Raw genomic sequence first — 19,739 nt, 5'->3', positions numbered from 1 at the left:
AAATGCGTAGATTGTAGGAGGCGCGCTGGTATGCCCTTTGGGTACCTCGCGGCGATTATTTTTAAATTGTGCCACCTGATAGATTTATCGCGACGAGGGCGTCCCTCCCACAAGTCCTTGTCACACAGTAGGAGCCCCGTCCCGGGGCGATAAAACCTCGCACGGATACCCAAAAGGCGTGCTAAGCGCACCGGGTAAATTCATTTAAAAAGCTCTTCTCTGTGGACCTCTGTGTCCTTAGCATGCCCTTTGGGTACTGTGGTAAAACGCTCTTCTTTAAAATCTTATCGCCCCGAGACGGGGCTCCTACAACACATTCTCCTCCGTAGGAGCGATAAAACCTCGCGGCGTTTTATCGCCGCGGGGGCGCGCCTCCCACAAGTCCTTGCCACACAGGAGCGAGTCTGAGGTCCGCTGACAAGCATAGCGTTCGGCTTTAACCGTAAAACCCTTTATACCATTCCACAAACTTTTGCATGCCGTCTTCGATGGTGGTGCTGGGTTTGAATCCTACGGCGTTTTGCAAACTGTCGATATCAGCATAGGTGGCGGGTACATCACCTGGCTGCATCGGCAGGTACTCTTTTTTCGCTGTTTTTCCGGCAGCGCTTTCAATCGCTTCGATAAAGCGGCTGAGTTCGATCGGTTCATTATTGCCGATATTGAATACCCGGTAGGGGGCACTGCTGCTGTCGGGGCTGGTTCTTGGATTGTTTTCATCCGCCTGAGGGATAACATCCTGAATGCGGATTACCCCTTCAACGATATCATCCACATAGGTGAAGTCGCGCAGCATCTTACCGTGGTTGAACACTTTGATGGGACGGTCTTCGAGGATCGCGCTGGTGAACAGGAACGGTGCCATATCCGGGCGTCCCCAGGGGCCGTAAACCGTAAAGAAACGCAGGCCGGTGGTGGGGATACCGTAGAGATGCGAATAACTGTGCGCCATCAGTTCATTGGACTTTTTCGTGGCGGCATACAGTGACACAGGATGATCAACACCGTCAGCGGTGGAGAACGGCATTTTGGTATTCATGCCATACACCGAAGAGGAGGAAGCATACACCAGATGCTTTACATTGTTCTGACGGCAACCTTCCAGAATGGTCATCATGCCGGTCAGGTTGGAATCAACATACGCAAATGGATTTTCCAGTGAATAACGCACCCCGGCCTGAGCCGCCAGATGGATAACCCGGTCAAAACCACTCTCTGCAAACAGCTTCGCCATCCCTTCGCGGTCGGCCAGATCCAGTTTTACAAAGCTGAATTCTGGGTACTGCTCCAGACGCTGCAGACGGGCTTCTTTCAATGCAGGATCGTAGTAATCGTTCAGGTTATCCAGCCCGATCACTTTATGCCCTGCCTGACAGAGGCGCTCTGATACAAAGTTGCCGATAAAGCCGGCGGCGCCGGTGACGAGATAGGTGAGTTGCATATTGATGTTAACCCGGAAGGATAAGAATTTAAGATGGGCTAATTATCGCCGCTGGAAGCGGCTCCTACAAGTCAGGATTTTTCGCGACGGGGGCGTCGCTCCCACACAGGCAAGTGAAACTCTGTAGGAGGTACGCCCTCGTGCCGATTTTAGCCTTGTTTAATAGACAACCCCCGGCCTATCGCATAGTAGCTGAAGCCCCGGTCTGCTAAACGCACCGGATCATAGAGGTTACGGCCATCGAAGATAACCGGTTCAGACAGCTGCGCTTTGATCAGATCGAAATCCGGTGCCCGGAAGCTTTGCCATTCGGTACAGATCACCAGCATATCCGCGCCATTCAGGGCAGCTTCTTTGGTGCCCATCAGATTCAGATCGGCGCGGGAACCGAAGATACGCTGGGTTTCTTCCATCGCTTCCGGGTCATAGGCCTGCACTTTCGCACCCGCTTCCCAGAGCAGCTGCATCAGCACCCGGCTGGACGCTTCGCGCATATCATCGGTTTTCGGTTTGAACGAGAGCCCCCAGAGAGCAACGGTTTTGCCAGCGATATCACCGTTAAAGTGACGGTTTATCAGCTCAAACAGCTTGGTTTTCTGTTTCGCATTTACCGCTTCAACCGCTTTCAGAATTTTAGAATCGTAACCGATCTGTTCAGAGGTTTTCACCAGCGCCTGAACATCTTTCGGGAAGCAGGAACCACCATAACCACAGCCCGGATAGATAAAGTGGTAACCGATCCGTTCATCAGAGCCGATACCGTTGCGGACATTCTCAATATCTGCCCCTACCATCTCCGCAATATTGGCCATCTCGTTCATAAAGCTGATTTTGGTTGCCAGCATGCAGTTGGCCGCATATTTAGTCAGCTCGGCACTGCGAACATCCATAAAGATGATGCGGTCGTGGTTGCGGTTAAAGGGCGCATAAAGCTCGGTCATCACATCTTTAACGTGGTCGCTGTCGGTCCCGATAACAATCCGGTCCGGACGCATGCAGTCACTGACCGCGGCCCCCTCTTTGAGGAACTCAGGGTTGGAGACCACATGATATTCCAGCTCAGCACCACGGGCCGCCAGGGTTTCGGCGATGGTTGCTTTGACCTTATCACCGGTCCCCACAGGCACGGTGGACTTATCGATGACGATGCGCGGCCCAGACATATAAGTGGCGATGGTTTTTGCCACGGCCTGAACATACTGAAGATCGGCAGAACCATCCTCATCCGGGGGGGTACCCACGGCGATAAACTGAAGCTCACCAAACTCAACGGCTTCTTTGGCATCGGTGGTGAACAGCAGACGACCAGCTTCGTAGTTTGACTGCACCAGAGGTGTCAGGCCGGGTTCATAGATCGGGATGATGCCATTTTTGAGGTTTTCTACCTTCTGCGCATCCACGTCAACACAGCAAACCTCATGACCGACTTCAGCCAGGACCGCCGCCTGAACCAAACCTACATAACCTATACCAAAAACAGTAACTTTCATGTGCTGAGTACCCTTTTACAGCAATTTATCTGGTCAGAATGATACCAGCCTTAATGCCGCATTTGCGAAATTTATCCCGACCAAACCGAGCGGTATATTATGGCGGAGATATTACCATAGGATGACCTGAGAGCCGAAGTCTGAGAGCGGAGGTATGAAGATGTAATTCTGGTGGGAGGCGCGCTGATATGCCCTTTGGGTACCTCGCGGCGATAGCTTTTGAATTGTACCTGCTGATGGTTTTATCGCCGCGGGGGCGCGCCTCCCACAAATCTTTCCCTCAAATCTCCCACTAAAAGCACCTGTTACTAAGGTGCCAATATCTGATTTCCCATTGTAGGAGCTCCTTTAGCATGCCCTCTGGGTACCTGGGGCGATAAAAACATTGCTGCTGGTACCCGGCATGCTAAGCGCAACGGGCAGGTTCATTTTGAACGCCTTTCTCTGTGGACCTCTGTGTCCTTAGCATGCCCTTTGGGTACGGTGGTAAAACACTCTTCTTTAGAATCTCATCGCCCCTGGAAGGGGCTCCTACAACACATTCCCACCCCGTAGGAGCCCCTTTGGCATGCCCTCTGGGTACCAGGGGCGATATCGCAATCGCGAGTCAAAAAAAAGCCCCTGCTCAATGATGAGTAGGGGCCCGAGTCATGGGTACAAGAATAACCATGGAAACTATAAAAAATAAGGTTGATACGACAGCCTGCACACTGCCGTATCTGGCCCGGTGTTTTACCACCGAACCTCCGGTGACCTGCCGCCCGAAGGCGTTGGGTAACCGGAATTCAGGTAATCACGGAAAAATCCGGATTACATAACCATGCGACGGACATCGCTCAGCAGCTGGTTGAGGTAGGTCAGGAAGCGACCCGCATCACTGCCGTTAATCGCACGGTGATCGTAAGACAGGCACAATGGCAACATCTTACGTGGTTCAAACTCCTTACCGTTCCAGCGCGGTTCGATATCCGCTTTGGAAACACCCAGAATGGCCACTTCAGGGGCATTAACGATTGGCGTAAAGCCAGTACCGCCAATACCGCCCAGGCTTGAGATGGTGAAGCATGCGCCCTGCATCTCAGTTGGCTTGAGCTTACGATCTTTGGCTTTACCCGCCAGTTCAACCGCTTCCAGCGACAGCTCGTAGATGCTCTTCTTGTCTGCGTCCTTAATAACAGGAACCATCAGGCCGTTCGGAGTATCAACTGCCATACCGATGTTGACATACTTCTTGTAAACAATGTGCTCACCGTCGGCATGCAGCGAAGCGTTAAACTTCGGATGCGCTTTCAGGGCGATCGCAATCGCTTTCAGCATGAATGGCAGCGGCGTCAGCTTCACTCCGTTACGGGCCGCTTCGTCTTTCATCTCGGCACGGAACGCTTCCAGATCGGTAATATCCGCTTTATCAAACTGAGTCACATGGGGGATGTTCAGCCAGCAGCGGGACATGTTGGCCGCCGTCAGCTTGTGGATCTTGGACATCTTCTCCATTTCGATCTCACCAAACTGGCTGAAATCGACTTCAGGAATTGCAGGAATACCCGAACCGCCAGTCACCGCAGCAGCCGGTTTCTCGGCCAGCTGTTTCAGGGCACCTTTAACGTAGGCCTGAACATCCTCTTTGAGGATACGCCCACGTGGACCTGTACCGGAGACCAGAGAGAGATCAACACCGAACTCACGGGCCGTGGCACGAACCGCCGGACCTGCGTGAACGTTCTTGTTTTTCTTCTCCAGGGCTTCACGATCAACACTGCCCCTTGCAGCAGGCGCAGGGGCTGCCGCTTTCGCCGGAGCAGGTGCAGGTGCAGCCGGTGCAGATGCTGCCGCAGGTGCTGGAGCCGCAGCGGCGGCCGGTGCAGGCGCTGCTCCGCCTGCCACTTCCAGTTGCATCAGCAGCTGACCTTCGTTGACCTGATCACCCTCGTTAATTTTCATGGACTTAACCACACCAGCTTTCGGGGCGGGCACTTCCATCGACGCTTTGTCGGTTTCCAGCACGATCAGGGAATCGCCTTCGGCAACGGTGTCGCCATCCTTAACCAGCACTTCAACCACATCAACGTCGGTGGCTCCGCTCAGGTCTGGAATCAGCACATCTTCAACGCCACCCGCCGTTGGGGCAGGCGCAGCCGCAACAGGAGCAGGCGCTTCAGTCGCAGCGGGTTCGGCAGCAGGTGCCGGCGCGGCGGCCGCAGGCGCAGCACCTTCGATCTGCAGATCACACAGGTGATCGCCTTCGTTGGTGGTGTCGCCCTCTTTGATCTTCATCGATACCACGACACCGGCTTTCGGTGCAGGTACTTCCATTGAGGCTTTGTCGGTTTCCAGCACGATCAGGGAATCACCTTCCGCAACGGTGTCACCATCCTTCACCAGGACTTCAACCACATCAACGTCGGTGGCACCACTCAGATCGGGCACCAGTACTTTCTCAACCGCACTCGCGGCTGCAGGCGCTGCGGCTGGTGCCGGTGTTTCTGCCGCAGGTGCAGGCTCAGCCGCAGGAGCTTCAGCAACCGGAGCAACCTCTTCAACCACCAGACCGGTATCCAGTACCACGATGGCCTGGCCTTCGTTACAGGTACCGTCCGCTTCAACCAGAATCTCTTTCACCGTACCCGCGTGGGTAGATGGCACCTCCATCGATGCCTTGTCGGTTTCCAGAACGATCAGGGAATCGCCCTCAACCACAGTGTCACCAACCGCTACACAGATCTCAACAATATCTACGTCTGTGTAACCACCAATATCAGGAACCGTAATGTTTACAGTACTCACGTTATTATCCTCTCTTAAAAGTTCAGCTTCGGGTTACACAGTCCAGGGGGCTGGTTTTTCCGGGTTTATGCCAAACTTCTGCATCGCTTTGGCTACAACAGTACGCTCAATCTTGCCCTCTTCAGCCAGAGCTGTAAGCGCAGCAACAGTGACGTAGTAACGGTTCACTTCGAAGAACTCACGCAGTTTCGCGCGGGTATCGGAGCGACCAAATCCATCGGTACCCAGTACTTTGTATGTGCGCGGGATATATTCACGCAACTGGTCCGCATAGATTCGCATGTAGTCAGTGGAGGCAATAACCGGACCTTCGTGGCCATTCAGACACTCGGCCAGGTATGAGGTACGTGCTTCCTCTTCAGGGTGCAGCATATTCCAGCGGGCAACACTCTGAGCATCGCGACGCAGTTCGTTAATCGAGGTGGTGCTCCAGATATCGGATTCAACACCGAACTCATCCCGCAGGATATCTGCCGCTGCAATCACTTCACGCAGAATCGTACCGCAACCCATCAGCTGTACTTTCTTATCGGAGTCTTTACCTTCCTGCAGAACATACATCCCTTTGACGATGCCTTCCTCAGCGCCAACCGGCATGGCTGGGTGAGCGTAGTTCTCGTTCATGGTGGTGATGTAGTAGAACTTGTTCTCTTTGTCCTGGAACATCCGCTTCAGGCCGTCCTGTACGATCACGGTCAGCTCGTAACCAAAGGTCGGATCGTAAGAGACACAGTTTGGAATCATCTGCGCCATCAGGTGAGAGTGACCATCCTGGTGTTGCAAACCTTCACCATTCAGTGTGGTACGACCTGAGGTAGCACCGATCAGGAAGCCACGGGCCTGCATATCACCTGCCGCCCAGGCCAGATCCATGATCCGCTGGAAGCCGAACATAGAGTAGTAGATGTAGAACGGCACCATGGTGCAGTTGTTGTTGCTGTATGAGGTCGCACACGCCATCCATGCAGACATAGCACCGGCTTCGTTGATACCCTCTTCGAGAATCTGACCGGTCTTGGACTCTTTGTAGAACATGATCTGGTCAGAATCGTGCGGTACGTAGCGCTGCCCCGCTGAGGTATAGATACCCAGTTGACGGAACATACCTTCCATACCAAAGGTACGGGCTTCATCCGGCACGATCGGTACAACCCGCTCGCCCATATTCTTATCTTTCACCAGTGTGCTCATCACCCGGTTGAGCACCATCTGGGTGGACATTTCGCGCTTACCGCTGTCTTTCAGCTGTGCTGCGAAGGTATCCAGTGGTGGAATTTCCAGGGCATCAAAGTCGCTGCGACGGGTAGGATAAACACCGCCCAGTTTATTACGACGCTCCATCATGTACTTCATCTCTGCAGAATCAGGAGATGGACGGTAGTATGGAACCTCTTTCAGCTGATCATCGGTCAGCGGAATGTTGTGGTGGTCACGGAAGTCTTTCAGATCATCCATCGCCACTTTCTTCATGGAGTGGGTGTCGTTCTTCGCCTGACCCGACTTGCCGGTACCGTAACCTTTAACGGTTTGCGCCAGAATAACGGTTGGCTGACCCTTATGGTTCATCGCTGCATGGTAAGCTGCGTAGACCTTATAGGGATCGTGGCCACCGCGGTTGAGGTTCATGATGTCATCGTCTGACAGATCCTTAACCATCTCCAGCAGTTCAGGGTATTTACCGAAGAAGTGCTCACGGGTGTAGGCACCACCGTTGGCTTTGTAGTTCTGCAGCTCACCGTCACAGACCTCATCCATGCGCTTTTGCAGCAGACCTTTTTCATCATTTTCAAACAGTGGATCCCAGTGACGGCCCCACAGACACTTGATGACATTCCAGCCAGCACCGCGGAATACACCTTCCAGTTCCTGAACGATCTTACCGTTACCACGAACAGGGCCATCCAGACGCTGCAGGTTACAGTTAACCACAAATACCAGGTTTTCCAGCTGCTCGCGGCCTGCCAGGGAGATCGCACCCAGAGATTCAGGCTCGTCACACTCACCGTCACCCAGGAATGCCCAGACTTTACGCTCGCCACGATTGATCAGGGAACGGGCTGACAGATAGCGCATTACGTGCGCCTGATAGATCGCCTGAATAGGGCCAAGACCCATCGATACAGTTGGGAACTGCCAGAAGTCAGGCATCAGCCATGGGTGTGGATAGGATGACAGGCCCACACCATCGACTTCGCGACGGAAGTTATCCATCTGCTCTTCGGTCAAACGGCCTTCCAGATAGGCCCGGGAATAGATCCCAGGAGAGATATGCCCCTGGAAGAACACCAGATCACCTTCGCGATCGCCTTCAGAGCCGTGGAAGAAATAGTTAAAACCGATATCGTACAGTGTTGCAGAGGAGGAGAAGCTGGAGATATGACCGCCAAGGCCGTCAGAGTTGTCATTGGCGCGCATCACCATCGCCATCGCGTTCCAGCGGATAAAGGAACGGATACGGCGTTCCATAAACAGATCGCCCGGCATGCGGACTTCATCTTTCGATGAAATAGTGTTGCGGTATGGGGTGGTCAGTGTTGAACCTGCGCTAACGCCCATATCAGCAGCTTTTTCACCCAGCTTTTTCAGCAAGTAATGGGCACGCTCTTCGCCTTCATGTTTGGCTACCGATTCAAGCGCTTCAATCCACTCACTGGTTTCAATAGGATCAATATCGTCGATATATTCTTGCACTTTGCCTTTCTCCACTATTCTTGTCTTGTCTTGCACTCAAAACCAGGTATCCCAATCATCCCGGCGTCAGGTAAACTCTGTTAAGAATAGAAGTTATCAGTAAAAAAGCAGGTAAAAAAACAACGATTTCAGTAGAAGCCGATGATTTTACAGATTTTTATCACTTTGCCCTGCCCACTGACACTGCTATAAATGTCTTAATGAGTTCAACAACAGGCTTCATGCTGCACTGCAGCAGGCCTGCCTTTTTTTGTTATCATTTTTATTTTGTAGTAATACTACAAAAAAACAGATTTAATGTCTACATAGATGGTATGAATAGCCATTAATGTAGTTTTTATACATAAGACAGATTACAGCGTTGTTACATCAGCCCGACGCAACGCTCTTTTAAGGCGGGTATTCTCTTTCCCCTGCTCCAGCAGGGCATCTTCCACATAAGCCAGATGATCATGGGCCGCTTTGCGGGCCTTTTCCGGCTCACCTGCCAGGATCGCTTCCATCAGCACAGAATGCTGGAGGTGAATTTTTCCGCGAATATCGCTTTTCGGATAGATATCCTGCAGGTTTTCCCAGATATGCTGACGCAGCAAACTGAACAATGCTCTCATCATGTGCAGCAATACCATATTATGGGTTGCTTCGGCGATTGCCAGATGAAAATCCACATCTGCATACACCTCTTTATCGAACTCCTTACGGTCATGAAACCCCTGCAGGGCATCATAGCGGGCCCGGATATGCTCTTTATCGGCGGGAGTGCTGCGCAGAGCCGCATAATATGCCGACACGCCCTCCAGCGCATGACGAAACTCCAGCAGATCATACTGGGCCTCAGGATGGGTTTTGAACAGCTCCAGCAGCGGGTCAGAGAATGCTTTGCCCAGATCTTCCGAGATATAGGTCCCGCCCCCCTGTCGGCTCACCAGCACCCCTTTCGCCGCCAATTTCTGTATCGCTTCTCTTAATGAGGGACGGGACACTTCAAACTGCTTAGCCAGTTCCCGCTCCGGAGGCAACTTCTGTCCGGGTTTAAGGGTGCCTTCCAGAACCATCTCTTCCAGCTGCCCCATGATGACATCCGAAATTTTGGGTTGCTTCACTCGCTGATACGCCATCTGACCATCTCCGCCAGCCATTAATTTCTCAATTCTGACTCTTTAATTATTAATTTTAAGGACGCTTATGAACGCGACCAAAACCAACAGATAAAGCACCGCCACCCCCGGCAGGCACTTTAAAAGTTGCCAGCACCACCATTTGCAAACTGGTCTGACCATACTGTTTGTTATTGATTTGTATAAAAAATAGCGCTTTTTACAAAAAAGAAGCTAAGTTTATTACTTACAAAAGCATTGACAAGACACCGCGCAAAATTCTAAGGTAGCGACTAATTGCATGGTAAATTGGTATTACCAATTATTCAAGAACAATTTTAAAGGCACCCGAATGGCCTGTTCTGAATCCGGCAAAGAAAGACAAAAACAACAAACATCATGAGGGAAGATCATGAATACATTCGCAAAGGCCCTGGTCTCTGCAGCTGTAATCACAACAGCTATGACGGCAACAACCACAGCAGTACAAGCGGCAGATAAGTTACTTCTGAAAACACCAATCGCTTTCGGATCACACCTGCCCGCACTGGGAACTCCCATTAAGTGGGTCTCTGAACAGTTACCGATTATGAGTGATGGCTCGATTAAGATGAAAATCTACGAGCCGGGCAAACTGGTAGGCGCGAAGGAGATTCTGGGTGCTGTTTCATCCGGTAAAGTAAACTCTGGCTATGCCACCGCAGGTTACTGGCAGGGTAAGATTCCGGCTGCTGCGCTGTTCTCCGCCGTACCATTCGGACCGGAAGCTGGCGAATATATGGCCTGGCTCTATTACGGTAATGGCATGAAACTGTATCAGGAGATGTATGACTCCAACGGTTATAACGTTCACGTTATGCCTTGTGCGATTATCTCCCCGGAAACCTCCGGCTGGTTCAAGAAAGAGATCAATACACCAGAAGATCTGAAAGGTCTGAATATGCGTTTCTTCGGTCTCGGCGCATCGGTGATGGAAAAACTCGGCGTATCCACCTCTCAGCTACCCGGTGGTGAGATCTTCGGCGCACTGGAGAAAGGTGCAATTGATGCCACTGAATTCTCTCAGCCAGCGATTGACCAGCGTCTGGGTCTGTACAAAATCGCCAAATACAACTACTTCCCAGGCTGGCACCAGCAGGCAACTGTCTTTGAACTGCTAGTGAACAAAGATACCTGGAACAGTATGAGTAAGGGCCAGCAGGCTATTCTCGACAACACCTGTAAAGCATCCGTGACTAACGCGATTGCTGAAGGTGAAGCGATGCAGTTTGATGTCATGGCTAAAGCGAAGGAAAACGGCGTGCACATCCGTTACTGGAACGACACCATGCTGAAAACCTTCGAAGATAAATGGAACGAAGTGGTCGCTGAGAAAACCGCTGAGGACCCATTCTTTAAGAAAGTCTGGGATGACCTGAGCACCTTCCGTAAAGGTTATGACCTTTGGGAATCCAACGCATTTCTGCCTCGCGCTAAAAATAACTGAGCATGAAGCAGATATGACTTAGCAACACAGGGGCTGATTAGCCCCTGTGTTTAGTCTGTCGGTTTTAAATCTGTTCTGAAACCTGAGAGCACTCTGCAAAGAGGCGGCCAACGCCGCTGTTTTACAGAGTTTTTTCAAAACTTATTCATATACTGACGTTACAAACGTTAACTCCTAATACAATAAAAAACTGGTAAAGGTGCATTATCGTGAACGAGCCTAACAGCCTGCCTTCGGTCCCTCTGGCGGACAGCATTGACAGGGCCATCCAGAAAATCGGCCATATGATCGCCTGGGTCTATGTCATTCTGGTACTGGTCATTATTACTCAGGTGATTCTGCGAAAAGGGTTTTCTAATGGCCTGATCGTTTTAGAAGAGCTGGAATGGCACTTATATGCACTCGGCGTGATGTTTGGTTTGTCTTATGCGCAGACCACTAACTCACATATCCGGGTCGATCTGTTTTATTCATCTTTCAGATCAAAAACCAAATATATTATTGAAATATTGGGCATCCTGCTGTTAGTGCTGCCTTTTATCTCGGTTATCTTTATCCACAGTCTTGATTTCGTTGCGGATTCCTATCGTATCGATGAACACTCAGAGTCCCCTTCGGGCTTGCCCTATCGCTGGCTGGTCAAAAGTGCTATTCCCGCCAGTATGTTGCTCTTGGGTATCGCGGTAGTGTCACGTCTGTACCGTGACACGGTTTTACTGTTTAAAGGGGACAATGCGTAATGGAAATTAATGAAATTCTTGTTATTGCGATGTTCCTGTCGTTCATCGTGTTACTGTTTACCGGTATTCCGGTGGCCTGGGTTCTCGGCGGCGTAGGCGTTGCCTTTGCCCTGATCGGTTATCTGGCCGACACCTATTTTGATACTATTACCGGGCTGGATTTTCTGACGCTGGGTCTGGTGGTTAACCGCCTGTGGAAGATAATGGACAACTGGATACTGGTTGCCCTGCCGATGTTTATCTTTATGGGGATAATGCTCGACAAATCCGGCGTGGCAGAGCGTCTGATGAACTCTATGCAGGAGTTGTTCGGCCGGGTACGCGGTGGTCTTGCCATCACGGTTACCGCTATCGGTATTATTCTGGCCGCCTCTACCGGCATTATCGGGGCTTCGGTGGTACTGCTGGCCGTCATGTCGCTACCCTCTATGACCAAACAGGGCTATTCCATGCCTTTAGCATTGGGCACCATTGCCAGTGCAGGTACTCTCGGTATTCTGATTCCACCCAGTATTATGCTGGTAATCATGGCCGACCAGTTGGGTCTCTCCGTTGGTGATCTGTTTATGGGCGCAGTATTCCCCGGTCTGATGCTGGGTGCGATGTATATCATCTATATTCTGGTTGTTGGTAAGCTCAAGCCTGAAGCCGCACCGATTCCACCAGATACAAAACCGGTGACCTTTCAGACCGTTGTCTCTGTTCTGAAGGCGGTATTGCCTACCCTGCTGCTGATCTTCGTCGTTCTGGGCTCCATTTTTGGTGGTTTTGCCACGCCAACGGAAGCTTCGGGCGTAGGTGCATTTGGTGCGACCCTGCTGGCAGTGTATAACCGCAAATTCAACTTCCGGGTACTGAAAGAGGTGATGCAGGGAACCTACAACACCACGGCTTATATTTTCGCTATCTTTATCGGTGCCACCTGTTTCGCCCTGGTTTTAAGGGAACTGGGCGGCGATGAGCTGATTGAGTCTTTCCTGACCGGTCTGCCATTTGGTCCTTACGGTATTATCTTCTTTATCCTGGGGGTGATCTTCCTGCTTGGTTTCTTCCTCGACTGGATTGAGATCACACTGATTATTCTGCCATTGCTGGCACCGGTTATCTCCGCACTGGGACTGGATATAGACGGTTATGGTGTAGTCGATAATCCTGAGCTGGTGTGGTTTGTGATGCTGGTTGCGATGGCGCTACAGACCTCGTTCCTGACACCGCCGGTGGGCTTTGCCCTGTTCTATCTCAAAGGTGTTTGCCCGCCGAGTGTTAAGCTGAGCGATATCTATAAAGGCGTTATTCCGTTTATCCTGTTGCAGCTTATCGGTCTCCTGGTGCTGGTTTTCGTCCCGCAACTGGTACTCTGGCTGCCCGCTGCAGCTTACGGCTAAACACTCCCGGTAGCCGCATATATAACATGTTTAGTACAGAAGGAGCCCGTCTCCTTCTGCTGTTCTATTTCATCCGACCTGCGGGTCACACGTTAATCGGGCAGATCCTGAATCACCATTTGAATCAGCAGCTGCCAAGGCGAGGCATTTAAATGAAGCAGGAATATCAACAATTCAAGCAACTATTGCAGGAATTTCTGCCCGCTGAACAGATCATCTCTGATCCGCTTCGCACCCTGGCATATGGAACCGATGCCAGTTTCTACCGGCTGATTCCGCAACTGGTGCTGCGCCCTGAGTCGGAGCAGGCGGTAGCTCGTATTGTAAAGCTGGCTTTCAACCACAGAGTTCCGGTCACCTTCCGCGCCGCAGGGACCAGCCTTTCCGGGCAGGCCATTACTGATTCGGTACTGATCCAGCTGAAAGATGGCTGGAAAGGTTATCAGATAGCCGATGATGCCAGCCGCATAACACTTCAGCCAGGTGTCATCGGTGGCCATGCGAACGGCTATCTGGCTCCGTTTAACAAGAAGATCGGGCCTGACCCGGCTTCCATCAACACCGCAATGATCGGCGGTATCGCAGCGAATAACGCCAGCGGCATGTGTTGTGGCACTGCGCAAAACAGCTATCGCACCCTGCACAGCATGAAGCTGATTCTGGCGGATGGAACCTCTGTCGATACCGGAGACAGCCACTCGGTCACCGCCTTCAGAAAAAGTCACGGTAGTCTGCTGACCGCTCTGGAAGTCCTGGCCCTGCAAACCAGGGACAACGCCGCCCTGCGGCAACGGATCGAGCATAAATACCGGCTGAAAAATACCACCGGATATGCACTGAATGCACTGATCGATTACCGGGATCCGATAGAGATCATGCAACACCTGATGATCGGTTCAGAAGGTACGCTGGGCTTTATCAGCAGCATCACCTACAACACTGTGGATGAGCATCCGGATAAAGCGTCGGCACTGATCTTTTTCCCCACCGTTCGCATCACCTGTGAAGCGGTGGCAATATTGAAAAAGACCCCGGTATCCGCCGTCGAGATGATGGATCGTGCGGGACTGCGCTCAATTGAAAATAAACCCGGCATGCCTGACTTTATCAAACAGCTACCGGATGATGCAGCAGCACTGTTGGTTGAAACACGGGCGGGCTGCAAAGACCACCTGGCTGAGCAGGTTGAACAGATTAAGGCCTCTATCGCCTCGCTTGAAACTGTTCGTGATATCGAGTTCACAACGGATCCGCAGGAGTATTCAAAGTACTGGGCGATCCGTAAAGGTCTGTTCCCCGCGGTAGGCGCGGTGCGACAAACCGGCACTACGGTAATTATCGAAGATGTCGCGTTTCCGGTAGACCAGCTCGCTGATGCGGTGCACGACCTGCACCAGATCTTTGTGAAATGGGACTATAATGAAGCGCTCATTTTTGGCCATGCGCTGGAGGGTAATCTGCACTTTGTGTTTACCCAGTCATTTGATGATCAGACTGAGATAGACCGCTATGAAGGCCTGATGGATGATGTCGCCACGCTGGTTGTGGATAAATATGATGGCTCACTCAAGGCTGAGCATGGCACCGGACGCAATATGGCCCCCTACGTTGAGAAGGAGTGGGGCGCGCAGGCCTATGCCCTGATGTGGGAGATCAAGGAGCTGTTCGACCCGCACAACATTCTCAACCCCGGGGTGTTGTTAAACCGTAATGCCCATGTGCATCTGGAAAACCTCAAGCCTCTTCCTGCTGCCGATCCACTGGTCGACAAATGTATCGAGTGCGGTTTTTGCGAACCCACCTGCCCTTCTCGGGATCTCACCCTGACACCGCGCCAGAGAATAGTTATCTGGCGCGAGATCGCCCGGCTTGAGGCCAGCCATGAAGACCCTGAGCGGCTGGCAGAGCTGCGCAAAGAGTACCTTTATCAGGGCATAGATACCTGCGCAGCCTGCGGGTTATGCTCCACCACCTGTCCGGTTGAGATTAACACCGGTGATCTGACCCGCGTGTTACGCAGCCGGAACAATGAACGCCATACAAAACTGGCGCAATGGCTGGCAGAACACTACGGCGGGGTCATGACGGCCAGCAAGGTGGCCTTCAAAGGCGCTGACCTGACCCATGGCCTGATCGGCACCAAAGCGATGACGGCGATCTGTGACACCACCCGTAAGCTTTCCGGGGGACGGGTACAGCAATGGACTCCGGCGATGCCGACGGCGGCACCTAAGATCAATATCCACCGCCCGGTGACCGACCCGGATGCACCGAAGGTTGTCTATCTGCCCAGCTGTGCCAGCCGGGCGATGGGGCCGGCACGGGGCGATGATGAACAGACCTCTCTGGCCGAGAAGACTGAGCAACTGTTGCGCAAAGCGGGTTATCAGGTGATCTATCCGGAGAATCTGGACCAGTTATGCTGCGGTATGCCCTTCCAGTCAAAAGGGATGTTCGAGGCCGCCGATTATAAGGCGGCAGAAACGGAAGCGATGTTACTTAAAGCTACCAATAATGGTGAGTATCCTGTATTTTCAGATACCAGCCCCTGCAGCCTTAGACTAAAGGATAATACAGATCAACGTATTAAACTTTTTGATACGGTAGAATTTATCCATGAGTTTCTGCTCGACCGGCTGGTGATAACACCGGTCGATGAAACGGTTGCGCTGCATATCACCTGCAGCACAACCCGGATGGGGGTCGGCGATAAGCTGAAGCGAATTGTTGCGGCCTGTGTAACCAATCTGGTTATTCCGGAGCAGATAACCTGTTGCGGATTTGCCGGAGATAAGGGATTCTCAACTCCCGAGTTGAATGAGTCAGCGCTACGCTCACTCAGAGATGATGTTGTTGAGTGTACCAGCGGATACTCGACCAGCCGCACTTGTGAGATCGGGCTGTCGCACCATAGCGGTTTAGATTACAAATCGATCATTTATCTTCTGGATCGTGTTAGTCAGCCAAAACTCAATGCTGACAACAGGGTTCCAGAAAACAAACTGATTCAGCACACCAACACTGAACAGTAATTTATGAGGATACTGAGCATGCCACTTCCTGAGATTAAGACCATTTTGTACACAACCTCTTTGGGCAAACACACCCGCCCGGTTTTCAGACAGGCGGTGAACCTTGCTCAAACCATGAAAGCACATATTATTATGCTGCATGTTATTGAGCCGATCGGTGAATTGGGACATGCCCTGATTCAAAACTACCTGCCAGAAGATATCGTCAAGAAGATGCATGATGAGGGTATCGATCAGGTTATGCAGCAGATGAAAACCCGGGTCGAAAAGTTTTGCGAAGAGGAACTGGGCTCTCTCGATAAGATCGTTGATCTGGACATCGAACATATGATCGTAGAGGGAAACTATACCGATTCTATCCTGAAAGTAGCCGCTAAGCGCAACGTGGATATGATTGTGATGGGCTCTGAAAACACCTTCGGCCACCACAGCCAGACCACCCGTCAGGTCATTAAAGGTGCGAAGGTGCCTGTTGTCTCTGTACCGACCGGCAAAAAATACGTGTAAGCTCTCAGTATGATCAAGCCTGTCAACTGACAGGCTTTTTTTTGTCTGGCGTAAAACGGCTGTACCAGATACAGGTGGATGTCTGACATTGCCATAAGCCGTTTTTCATCCTTATTTCAGTTTTCCCGGTCATAATAACGGATCAGTATTTTACACAGCAGCCAGGACAGCTCATGGACATATCCCTTATCATCGCGGTTACTGCGGTCGCGATCATTTCAGTCTTTCTCAGCCCCAAAGCAAACAGCAGCAAGGCTTTCTTTAGTGGACACTCCCCTGAAGGCAAGCCCCCAGGTCTGTTAATGCTGACCTTTTCACAGGTGACAACCTGGATCTTTGCCCGCTCTCTGCTGAACGCTGCAATTCTTGGCTTTTATTATGGTCTCTGGGGTACCCTGGCGTATGCCGCATATTATCTCTCGTTTCTGACCGGTGCAAAAATTATCGACTCAGTCAGATTTGACCAGGGTTTTAGCAGCATTCAGGCGTTTCTGGCCCACCGGTTTGGCCACTGGGGCACCCGCTGCTATAACTTCGTAATCGGTATTCGCCTGATCAGCGAGGTGTTTGCTAACATCCTGGTGATCGGCATCCTCTTCGGTGTCACCGGCAGCACCTCCTACACCGCAGCCGTGGCACTGTTTGCCGTTATCACACTGATCTATTCGATGCTGGGCGGTTTACATGCTTCTCTGCGTACCGATCTTTTTCAGATGATACTGTTTCTGGTTCTTCTGGGTGGCCTGACCGTTCTGGTGCTGACAACAGGACAGCTCACCAGCACGGCTCTGATGTTTAAAAGCTTTGATATAACGGATCCCGGACCAGTATTGATTCTGGTAGCGCTGCTACAGATCTGGAGCTATCCGATGCATGACCCGGTGATGATGGACAGGGGGTTTCTGGCAGACCGTGAGACCACCCGCAAAAGCTTCTACCATGCCACCTGGATCAGCTTTATCTGCATCACTCTGTTTGGCAGCTTTGGTATCATCGCCGGCGCTAACGCCATCAGCGGTGAAGCGATGAATGACACGCTGATGCGACTTCTCGGTGAAGTGCCAATGCTGTTGTTCAATATCACACTGGTTATCTCGGCAATGTCCACGCTGGACAGTACCCTGTCGAGCGCGTCCAAGCTGGTTGCGGTGGATATGCAATGGATTGAGCCATCGCTGATTAATGGCCGAATCACCATGGCGGTTTTTGTGTTGCTGGGATTACTGCTGGTATTCGCGGGTAATAAGGATCTGTTCAGCGCAGTTGCAGTGAGCGGTACCGCGTCGATGTATCTTGCACCGGTGATTTTCTTCTCCTTGTGGGGTAAGCGTACCGATATTCCTTTATGGAGTTACCTCAGCTGTTTCGCAATCGCTCTGGCAGGTGCGGCCCTGTATTTCACTGAATCATCCGGGCATACTCACCTGCTAGGCGATAGCCATAAATACACTAAGCTATTATGGATATCTCTCAGCGTTCTGGCTGGCGGCTGCCTGCTGTTCTGGGCAGGGATGATCAGCAAGCAGCAACCCACAACTCTGCCAGAAACAGTTGTATGACACCTATCAAACCCAACGACTCAAGCCCGCTTTTAATCTTTGGCGGGCCTTATAGTAATCTTCAGGCCACCCGGGCAGTCAGACAGGTGGCTGATAAGCTCGGGATAGCGGCGCACAATATCCTCTGTACCGGTGATCTGGTGGCCTATTGCGCTGAACCGGACCAGACGGTTGATCTGATCCGGGAATGGGGCGTAGCCGTGGTTGCCGGTAATTGTGAAGAGTCGGTCGGAAATGGTGCTGAAGATTGTGGCTGCGGTTTCACTGAAGGCAGCTCATGCGATCTGCTGTCTGCCCAGTGGTATAACTACACCCTGCCCCGGGTTAGCGAAGCCAATAAAGCCTGGATGCGACAACTGCCCAACCGGATCTGTTTTAACTACTGCCAGCTTGCATTCACCGTTATTCATGGGGGTGTTGATAGCAATAATCAGTTTATCTTTGCCTCAGCCCCTATTGACGAGATGCAGCAACAACTACAGCAATCCGGCAGTGAGATTATTATCGCCGGTCACTGCGGTATCCCCTTTGGTCAGGAAACCGATAGCGGCTACTGGTTGAATGCCGGTGTGATCGGTATGCCTGCGAATGATGGCACGTCTGACACCTGGTATATGATCATTACGCCAACAGAAACACAGCTGACTTGCAGTTGGCATCGGCTTCAATACGACCATACTGAAGCCGCCCTAAGGATGGAACAAGCCGGACTGAACAACGGCTATATGAGAGCACTTTCCTCCGGTGTATGGCCCAGCCTCGATGTATTGCCCGAACCAGAAAAAGATCTGACCGACAGAAAGCTGTCTGTTGCTACGATCAACATCCCGAAAAAACCAAACGCTATTTAAGGTTTATCAAATCGCTTATACTGCGCTGATGCGATTACTCTGGATCATAACCTTTACCGCGGCGCTGCTCTGGTCGGCCATCAACCCCAAGGATCAGTTCACCTGGTTTCTTGAAGTTGTACCGGCGTTGATCGGCGCGGTTGTGTTAGCGCTCACCTGGAAAAAACATCCATTGACACCTTTGCTCTATGTGCTGATTCTGATTCACTGCATCATACTGATGGTCGGCGGACACTACACCTATGCTGAAGTGCCACTATTCGACCAGATCTCTGAACTGTTCGGCTGGCAACGTAACAACTATGACAAGGTGGGTCACCTGGCACAGGGGTTTATTCCCGCTATTATCGCCAGAGAGATTATGATTCGCGCGAATGCGGTGAATGGACGTAAATGGCTGAACCTGTTTGTTATCAGTTTCTGCCTCGCTTTCAGTGCACTCTATGAACTGATTGAATGGTGGGTTGCCGAGTTAACCGGCGAATCTGCTGAAGCATTTCTGGGCACTCAGGGTTATATCTGGGACACCCAGTCAGATATGTTTCTGGCCCTGATTGGCGCCTGTTGTGCCCTGCTCCTGCTCAGCCGCTGGCATGACCGCCAGTTGCAGCATATCTGCAGATAAATTAAATCGTCTCAGGTTGATAACATGAGACCGCTAATACAAGACAACTAA

At 51.6% G+C, this 19,739-nt stretch carries 13 protein-coding genes; 8 read left to right on the top strand and 5 right to left on the bottom strand.

Annotation, left to right across the window (positions count from 1 at the left end; all coding sequences use genetic code 11):
- Positions 1-436 precede the first annotated feature (436 nt).
- From OCU43_RS04940 to pdhR, 5 genes are all read right to left on the bottom strand, one after another.
- Complete coding sequence (locus OCU43_RS04940; protein WP_091361931.1) at positions 437-1,441, bottom strand: NAD-dependent epimerase; 1,005 nt, start codon at positions 1,439-1,441, stop codon at positions 437-439.
- A 149-nt stretch (positions 1,442-1,590) separates the two neighbouring features.
- The gene (locus tag OCU43_RS04935; protein WP_091361933.1) at positions 1,591-2,931 is read right to left on the bottom strand and encodes a UDP-glucose dehydrogenase family protein; all 1,341 of its coding nucleotides are present in this window, start codon (positions 2,929-2,931) and stop codon (positions 1,591-1,593) included.
- A gap of 810 nt (positions 2,932-3,741) precedes the next feature.
- Positions 3,742-5,715: a dihydrolipoyllysine-residue acetyltransferase gene (aceF, locus tag OCU43_RS04930; RefSeq protein WP_091361934.1), complete on the bottom strand. Its 1,974-nt coding sequence runs from the start codon at positions 5,713-5,715 to the stop codon at positions 3,742-3,744.
- Between the two features lie 33 nt (positions 5,716-5,748).
- Positions 5,749-8,406 carry a pyruvate dehydrogenase (acetyl-transferring), homodimeric type gene (gene aceE, locus OCU43_RS04925; protein ID WP_091361959.1) on the bottom strand — a complete coding sequence of 886 codons (2,658 nt, stop codon included), beginning with the start codon at positions 8,404-8,406 and terminating at the stop codon, positions 5,749-5,751.
- Positions 8,407-8,759: 353 nt separating this feature from the next.
- Positions 8,760-9,524: a pyruvate dehydrogenase complex transcriptional repressor PdhR gene (gene pdhR / locus OCU43_RS04920; protein WP_091361961.1), complete on the bottom strand. Its 765-nt coding sequence runs from the start codon at positions 9,522-9,524 to the stop codon at positions 8,760-8,762.
- Positions 9,525-9,915: 391 nt separating this feature from the next.
- On the opposite strand from pdhR, the gene OCU43_RS04915 reads away from it, so the two are divergent.
- The 8 genes from OCU43_RS04915 to OCU43_RS04880 all read left to right on the top strand — a co-directional run bounded on the left by OCU43_RS04915 (position 9,916) and on the right by OCU43_RS04880 (position 19,688).
- Positions 9,916-10,989: a TRAP transporter substrate-binding protein gene (locus OCU43_RS04915; RefSeq protein ID WP_091361936.1), complete on the top strand. Its 1,074-nt coding sequence runs from the start codon at positions 9,916-9,918 to the stop codon at positions 10,987-10,989.
- 209 nt (positions 10,990-11,198) lie between these two features.
- Positions 11,199-11,729, top strand: a complete 531-nt coding sequence (locus OCU43_RS04910; RefSeq protein ID WP_091361938.1) for a TRAP transporter small permease subunit — start codon at positions 11,199-11,201, stop codon at positions 11,727-11,729.
- Positions 11,729-13,114 (top strand): TRAP transporter large permease, encoded by a 1,386-nt coding sequence (locus tag OCU43_RS04905; RefSeq protein ID WP_091361939.1) that lies wholly within the window; start codon positions 11,729-11,731, stop codon positions 13,112-13,114. The genes OCU43_RS04910 and OCU43_RS04905 overlap by 1 nt, the downstream gene beginning before the upstream one ends.
- Positions 13,115-13,266: 152 nt before the next feature.
- Positions 13,267-16,146, top strand: coding sequence for an FAD-binding and (Fe-S)-binding domain-containing protein (locus tag OCU43_RS04900; RefSeq protein WP_091361941.1), 2,880 nt, complete (start codon positions 13,267-13,269; stop codon positions 16,144-16,146).
- 18 nt (positions 16,147-16,164) lie between these two features.
- A complete protein-coding gene (locus OCU43_RS04895; RefSeq protein WP_091361943.1) occupies positions 16,165-16,653 on the top strand; it encodes a universal stress protein in 489 nt (162 codons plus the stop codon).
- Positions 16,654-16,826: 173 nt separating this feature from the next.
- On the top strand, positions 16,827-18,212 hold the full coding sequence (locus OCU43_RS04890; protein WP_091361944.1) for an SLC5/6 family protein: 1,386 nt from the start codon (positions 16,827-16,829) through the stop codon (positions 18,210-18,212).
- Complete coding sequence (locus OCU43_RS04885; protein ID WP_091361946.1) at positions 18,209-19,063, top strand: metallophosphoesterase family protein; 855 nt, start codon at positions 18,209-18,211, stop codon at positions 19,061-19,063. Before OCU43_RS04890 ends, OCU43_RS04885 begins: the two co-directional genes overlap by 4 nt.
- Entirely contained in the window at positions 19,023-19,688 is a 666-nt protein-coding gene (locus OCU43_RS04880) for a DUF2238 domain-containing protein (RefSeq protein ID WP_261832982.1), read from the top strand. The genes OCU43_RS04885 and OCU43_RS04880 overlap by 41 nt, the downstream gene beginning before the upstream one ends.
- The last annotated feature ends 51 nt before the right edge of the window (positions 19,689-19,739 follow it).

Origin of the sequence: Amphritea atlantica (assembly GCF_024347255.1) — a bacterium.
GTDB lineage: Bacteria > Pseudomonadota > Gammaproteobacteria > Pseudomonadales > Balneatricaceae > Amphritea > Amphritea atlantica.
This window is presented reverse-complemented; position numbering and strand designations above follow the sequence as displayed.